6 protein-coding genes are annotated in these 5,404 nt (G+C 59.6%); 5 read left to right on the forward strand and 1 reads right to left on the reverse strand.

Going from position 1 to position 5,404, the window contains the following annotated elements; all coding sequences use genetic code 11:
* Positions 1-92 precede the first annotated feature (92 nt).
* The gene (locus IBX54_RS11945) at positions 93-1,586 is read right to left on the reverse strand and encodes a bifunctional aminoglycoside phosphotransferase/ATP-binding protein (protein WP_296542876.1); all 1,494 of its coding nucleotides are present in this window, start codon (positions 1,584-1,586) and stop codon (positions 93-95) included.
* Positions 1,587-1,745: 159 nt separating this feature from the next.
* On the opposite strand from IBX54_RS11945, the gene IBX54_RS11950 reads away from it, so the two are divergent.
* The 5 genes from IBX54_RS11950 to IBX54_RS11970 all read left to right on the forward strand — a co-directional run.
* Positions 1,746-2,513, forward strand: a complete 768-nt coding sequence (locus IBX54_RS11950; RefSeq protein WP_296542877.1) for a transporter substrate-binding domain-containing protein — start codon at positions 1,746-1,748, stop codon at positions 2,511-2,513.
* Between the two features lie 60 nt (positions 2,514-2,573).
* Positions 2,574-3,272 carry an ABC transporter permease gene (locus IBX54_RS11955; protein WP_296542878.1) on the forward strand — a complete coding sequence of 233 codons (699 nt, stop codon included), beginning with the start codon at positions 2,574-2,576 and terminating at the stop codon, positions 3,270-3,272.
* Positions 3,272-3,985, forward strand: a complete 714-nt coding sequence (locus IBX54_RS11960) for an ABC transporter permease subunit (protein ID WP_296542879.1) — start codon at positions 3,272-3,274, stop codon at positions 3,983-3,985. The genes IBX54_RS11955 and IBX54_RS11960 overlap by 1 nt, the downstream gene beginning before the upstream one ends.
* Before the next feature lie 17 nt (positions 3,986-4,002).
* Positions 4,003-5,133 carry a M14 family metallopeptidase gene (locus IBX54_RS11965; RefSeq protein WP_296542880.1) on the forward strand — a complete coding sequence of 377 codons (1,131 nt, stop codon included), beginning with the start codon at positions 4,003-4,005 and terminating at the stop codon, positions 5,131-5,133.
* Positions 5,134-5,155: 22 nt separating this feature from the next.
* A partial coding sequence (locus IBX54_RS11970) for an ATP-binding cassette domain-containing protein (protein WP_367141836.1) occupies positions 5,156-5,404 on the forward strand: 249 nt, incomplete at its 3' end.

The following is a 5,404-nucleotide window of genomic DNA, read 5'->3' on the forward strand; positions in this document are numbered from 1 at the left end:
TGTTCATGGAAAGCGTAGCGCGGCAGTCCATGACTTCCGACTGCATGGATTGCTTATCTTCACTGCGTTCGCAATGACGGCACTCCTTCACGTCACGTTTCATCCGGGCCCAAAGGCTCGACGACTTTTATCTGCTGATCGAGCACGGCTAGGGTGGCCTCCGACGCATCGCGCCCGGCCGCGCTGCGCGCCACAATGCGCTGGCGCAACTGCTCAGGGCTGGCTTGCGGTGCCAGGATGCTGAAACCGGCACCCATTTGCTGGGCCAGCGCGCGAAAAGCATCGCGGTCGGCGCGCTTTAAAAAGGCCGCATCCACCACCACCGACCAGCCGGCCTGCAGCAGCAGCGCAGCCTGCTCGCGCAGGTGCGCATAGGTGCGCTCATGCGCATCAGCGGCATAAATACCAGCGCCCACACCCGAGCCGCTGGCGACAGTGCGCGCCAGCCCAAACAGGCGCTTGCGCTGCACGTCCGAGCGCAGGCGCAGGGTTGATGCCTGCGGGTCCGATTGCAGCAGCGCATCAGAAGCCACGGTTTTACCGCAGCCCGACAAGCCATGGGTGATCACCAGACACGGCGGCGGTGGCGTGAGCAATCGCTCGGCCAGCGCGATGTAGGCTTGCAAATCGCGGTCGTCGCCGCCCGTTTGCACCGAGCGCAGCGCAGCCACCTTGGCCCGCACCATGGCGCGATAGACTGCATAAAAGCGCAGTACCTGCGCGGCCTCATAGTCGCCACTGCGGCTCAAGACCTCGTCGAGCAGCCAGTCGGCCAGGCCGGGCTGCTGATGCTCCAGCAAGTCAATATAAACAAACGCGATTTCGCTGGCCACGTCCATCCAGCGCAACTCTTCGTTGAACTCGAGGCAATCGAACAGTTGCACCCGCCCGTTCATGAGCACCATATTGGCCAGATGCAGATCGCCATGGCATTCGCGCACCCTGCCTGCCTGCTGGCGCGCCTGCATGAGGGGTGCCAGTTGCTCGAATTGCGCTTGCGTCCAGCCGCGTATGGCGAGCAAGCGGGTTTGCAGGCCCGCGTCAGGCAAAAGGCGAAGCAAGTCCGTGAAGTTGTCCAGCGCGGGTTGCAGAATGTGCCCACCCGAGCCAAAGTAAGCACCCTTTGGCGCCACCGCCGCCGTCTGGTGGAACGCCACCACAGCATCTGCCAGCGCTGACAGGTGTTGGGGCTGCAGTTCGCCGCGCGCGCACACATGATCCAGCCTGCTTGCTTCATCAAAACGGTGCATCTTGACGGCGTATTCAATCGGTGCGCCAGAACCATGCCACTGCGGATCTTGCGGCGTGTTGAAAATACCGACCACGTCCAGATACAGATCAGGTGCAAAACGGCGATTCAGGCGCAGCTCTTCGAGGCAATATTTTTGCCGCAGCGCCAGCGTGCTGAAATCCAGAAACGACAGCTTGACCGGTTTTTTGATCTTGTAGGCAAAGTCACCGGCCAGCAGCACCCACGAGATATGGGTTTGCACCAATTCAACGCGCGCCACGCCGTCCGGGTAGCGTGCAGGGTCGAGCAAAGCGAGAATCAGCGGCGGCAAATTGGCATCCATGGCTGACATCATGCCAGAACTGGCACCGAATGACCGCATTTCCGGCATGACGATTGCATGACCTAGTAGAAACCAACCCCTGCCCGGCTTTTGCCAGACCGTAGAATCAGTTTTTTAATTTTTTATTAACCCGCCTGGATCCTTCCTGGCATTGATTCGGAAAGTTACTGTATGAAAAAACTTTTGCTCGCTGCTGCCATTAGCGCCCTGTGCGCATCAAGCTTTGCCCAGGGCAAAGACCTCAAGGTGGCCATCGATGCCACCTACGAGCCCTTTACCTACAAGACCGCTGACGGCAAACCTACCGGTTTCGACGTGGACATTGCCAGCGCCCTGTGCGAAGAAATCAAACGTAAATGCGTGTTTGTCGAACAAGCCTGGGACGGCATGATTCCAGGCCTGCAGGCCAAGAAATACGACATCATCATCAGTTCGATGTCGATCACCGCAGATCGCCTGAAAGTGGTGGACTTCACCAACAAGTACTACAACACACCAAGCAAGATCGTGCTGAAAAAGGACATCAAGTTCGACGGCCCGGCCTCCATCAAAGGCAAGAAAATCGGCGTACTAAAAGCCAGCACGCAAGAAAAATACGCTTTGGGAGAGCTCAAGACCCAAGGTGTCGAAGTGGTGTCGTATGACGCACAAGACCAGGTTTATCTGGACATCAAGGCTGGCCGACTCGACGGCACCGTAGCTGACGTGATGGAAGTGGGCGGTGGTTTCCTGGACAAGCCGGGTGCTGAAAATTACCAGTTTGTCGGCGAAGAGCTCTACATGCCCAAATACTTCGGCACCGGTGTCGGTGTGGCGCTGCGCAAGGGCCAGGACGATTTGAAGAAGGAACTCAACGCGGCCATCGTGACCCTTCGCGGCAACGGCAAGTACAAGGCCGTCAACGACAAGTACTTCAAGTTTGACGTGTACGGCAAGTAATTCATCAGCAAACAACCGGCCTCCTCTGCAAACGTCAAGAGCCGGTTCACTGGTGCCTCAATGACCCCCACCACACAGTCTTACCTACTGGTTATTTTGCAGGGCTCCCTGCTGACGGTGGGCGTGTCGCTGGGCGCACTGGCGGTGTCCGTCATGCTGGGCTTGGCTGGTGCTGCTGCCAAGCTCTCGGGCCGCCCGCTGCTGGTGGCGCTGGGCACTTTTTACACCACCATCATTCGCGGCATCCCTGACCTGGTACTGATGCTGCTGGTGTTTTATGGCGGCACGATTGGCATCAACACGCTGCTGGAAAAGATGGGCAGCGAGGCCACCATTGACATCGAGCCCTTTGCCGCCGGGGTCATCACCATCGGTTTCATTTACGGCGCCTACATGACCGAGACCTTTCGCGGCGCCATTCTGAGCATCCCCAAAGGACAGATGGAAGCCGCCTGGGCGTTTGGCATGAGCCGATCACAAACATTTTTGCGCATCACGCTGCCACAAATGGTGCGCTACGCGCTGCCCGGTTTCACCAACAATTGGCTGGTGCTGATCAAGTCCACCGCGCTGGTGAGCCTGATTGGTTTGCAGGAAATGACTTATCTGGCCAAGCAGGCCAGCGCCGCCACGCGTGCGCCCTTTGCCTTCTTTTTATTCACCGGCGCGCTGTTTCTGGTCTATACGTCAATCAGCCTGTTTGCCCTTAAAAAACTCAACGCCCGCTACAGCCTGGGCACAAAAAGGGTGCAACTGTAATGGAATGGGCTGTCATTTTTGAGCCGGACAACCTGGCCTTGTTTGGCAACGGGATTGTTATCACGGTGTGGCTGCTGTTCTCATCGCTGGCCGTGGGTGCCGTGCTGTCGCTCATTTTTGCGCTAATCCTGACCGGCCCCTGGGCACCGCTGCGCTGGCTGGTGGGCGCTTACACCTTTGTGATTCGCGGCACGCCGCTGCTGATTCAGGTCTATCTGATTTATTACGGTCTGGGCCAGCTGGAGTGGATACAGCAGCGCTGGGATTCAGTCTGGCCGTGGACCCACTTCAAGGAACCCTTCTTTTGCGCCCTGCTGGCTTTCAGCCTGAACACCGCGGGCTACACCGCCGAAATGCTGGCCGGTGCCATCCGCGAGACCAGCGCCGGTGAGATCGAGGCCGCCCACGCCTACGGCATGAGCCGCTTTCAGACCATGCTGCGGGTGGTGCTACCCAGCGCCATGCGCCGCACCCTGCCCGCCTACAGCAACGAGGTGGTCATGATGCTGCATGCCACCAGCCTGGCCAGCGCGGTGCCCAACATGCTCGACATCACCTCGGCGGCAAGCCGCATTTATGCCACCTACTATCTGCCGTTCGAGGCTTATCTGGCAGCTGCCGCCATTTACCTGGTGGCCTCGTTTTGCCTGATCGGCTTCTTCCGTTTTTCGGAGGGCCGCTTGCTGGCCTACCTGGCAATACACAGAGGCTGAGACTTTGAACCCGAACCATGCAACGCATTGACCACCCGCTGCTCTCGTCAAGCCTGGGCAGCCATAAAACGCTCACCAGTTTTCATTTTGGCCAGCCCGGCAGCGGTCACAAAATTTACATCCAGGCCAGCCTGCACGCCGAGGAACTACCCGGCATGCTGGTGGCGCACCATTTGCGCGCGCTGCTTGAAGCGGCAGAGGCAGCAGGGCAAATCCACGGCGAAATCGTGCTGGTGCCGGTAGCCAACCCCATCGGACTGGCGCAGCGGCTCGACCACAAACCCATGGGCCGCTTTGAGCTCGACACCTCGGAAAACTTCAACCGCCACTACCCCGATCTGGCTGCCGCCGTTGAACCTGTTGTGATCAGCCAGCTGGGTGAAGATGCGTTGGCCAACGTGGGTTTGGTGCGCCGTGCCATGCGTGATTACCTGCAGCAATCAATGCCCACGACCGAGCTGCAAAGCCTGCGCCGCACGCTACTGCTGCTGGCGCATGATGCCGACTTCATGCTTGATTTACATTGCGACTGCGAAGCCGTGCTGCACTTTTACACCGAAGAAGCCTGCTGGCCCCAGCTGCAGGCGCTGGCGCACTTTTTGGGCGCCCGGGCGATTTTGCTGGCCAAAAGCTCGGGCAACCGGCCCATTGATGAATGCCTGTCGGGCGCCTGGTGGCAACTGGCCGAGCGCCTGCAAGCCCGGGGCTGCCACGCGCCGCTACCCCAAGGCTGCTGCAGCACCACCATCGAGCTGCGCGGCGAGCTCGACGTGAGCCACGCCTGGGCTGCAGCCGATGCAAAAGCCGTTGTGGGCTGGCTGCAGTTCATCGGGGTTCTGGCTTGCCAGCAGCCCCCGCAAGTGCCCGCGGCGCTGTGCCCGGCAACACCGCTGGCGGGTTCCGAAACGCTTTACGCGTCCAGCCCCGGTGTGGTGGTGTTTACGGCAGAAGTTGGCCAGTATCTGCAAGCCGGTGATCTGGTGGCTGAAATCATTGACCCGATTGCCAACACCCACCAGCGCATCACGGCGGGGGTGGCTGGTGTGTTTTATGCCCGCATCCGCGACCGCTACATCACCGCAGGTGGCGAGCTCGGCAAGATTGCCGGCGCCCAGCCGTTTCGCAGCGGCGACCTGCTGGGTGCATGACTGACAACCCATGAACATTGCCATGACCACCATCCCCCTCAAACTCCAGGTCAAAAACATCCACAAGCGCTTTGGCGCCAACGAGGTGCTCAGGGGTGTGTCGCTCACAGCCCACGCCGGCGATGTGATCAGCATCATTGGCAGCTCGGGCTCGGGCAAAAGCACCTTTTTGCGCTGCATCAACCTGCTGGAAAAGCCCAACCAGGGGAGCATCGTCGTGGCCGGTGAAGAGCTTCATTTGAACCCTGACAAGCACGGCGAGTTGCACGCC

The sequence above is a fragment of the Rhodoferax sp. genome (genome assembly GCF_014859475.1).
In the GTDB taxonomy this organism is placed as follows: domain Bacteria; phylum Pseudomonadota; class Gammaproteobacteria; order Burkholderiales; family Burkholderiaceae_C; genus Rhodoferax.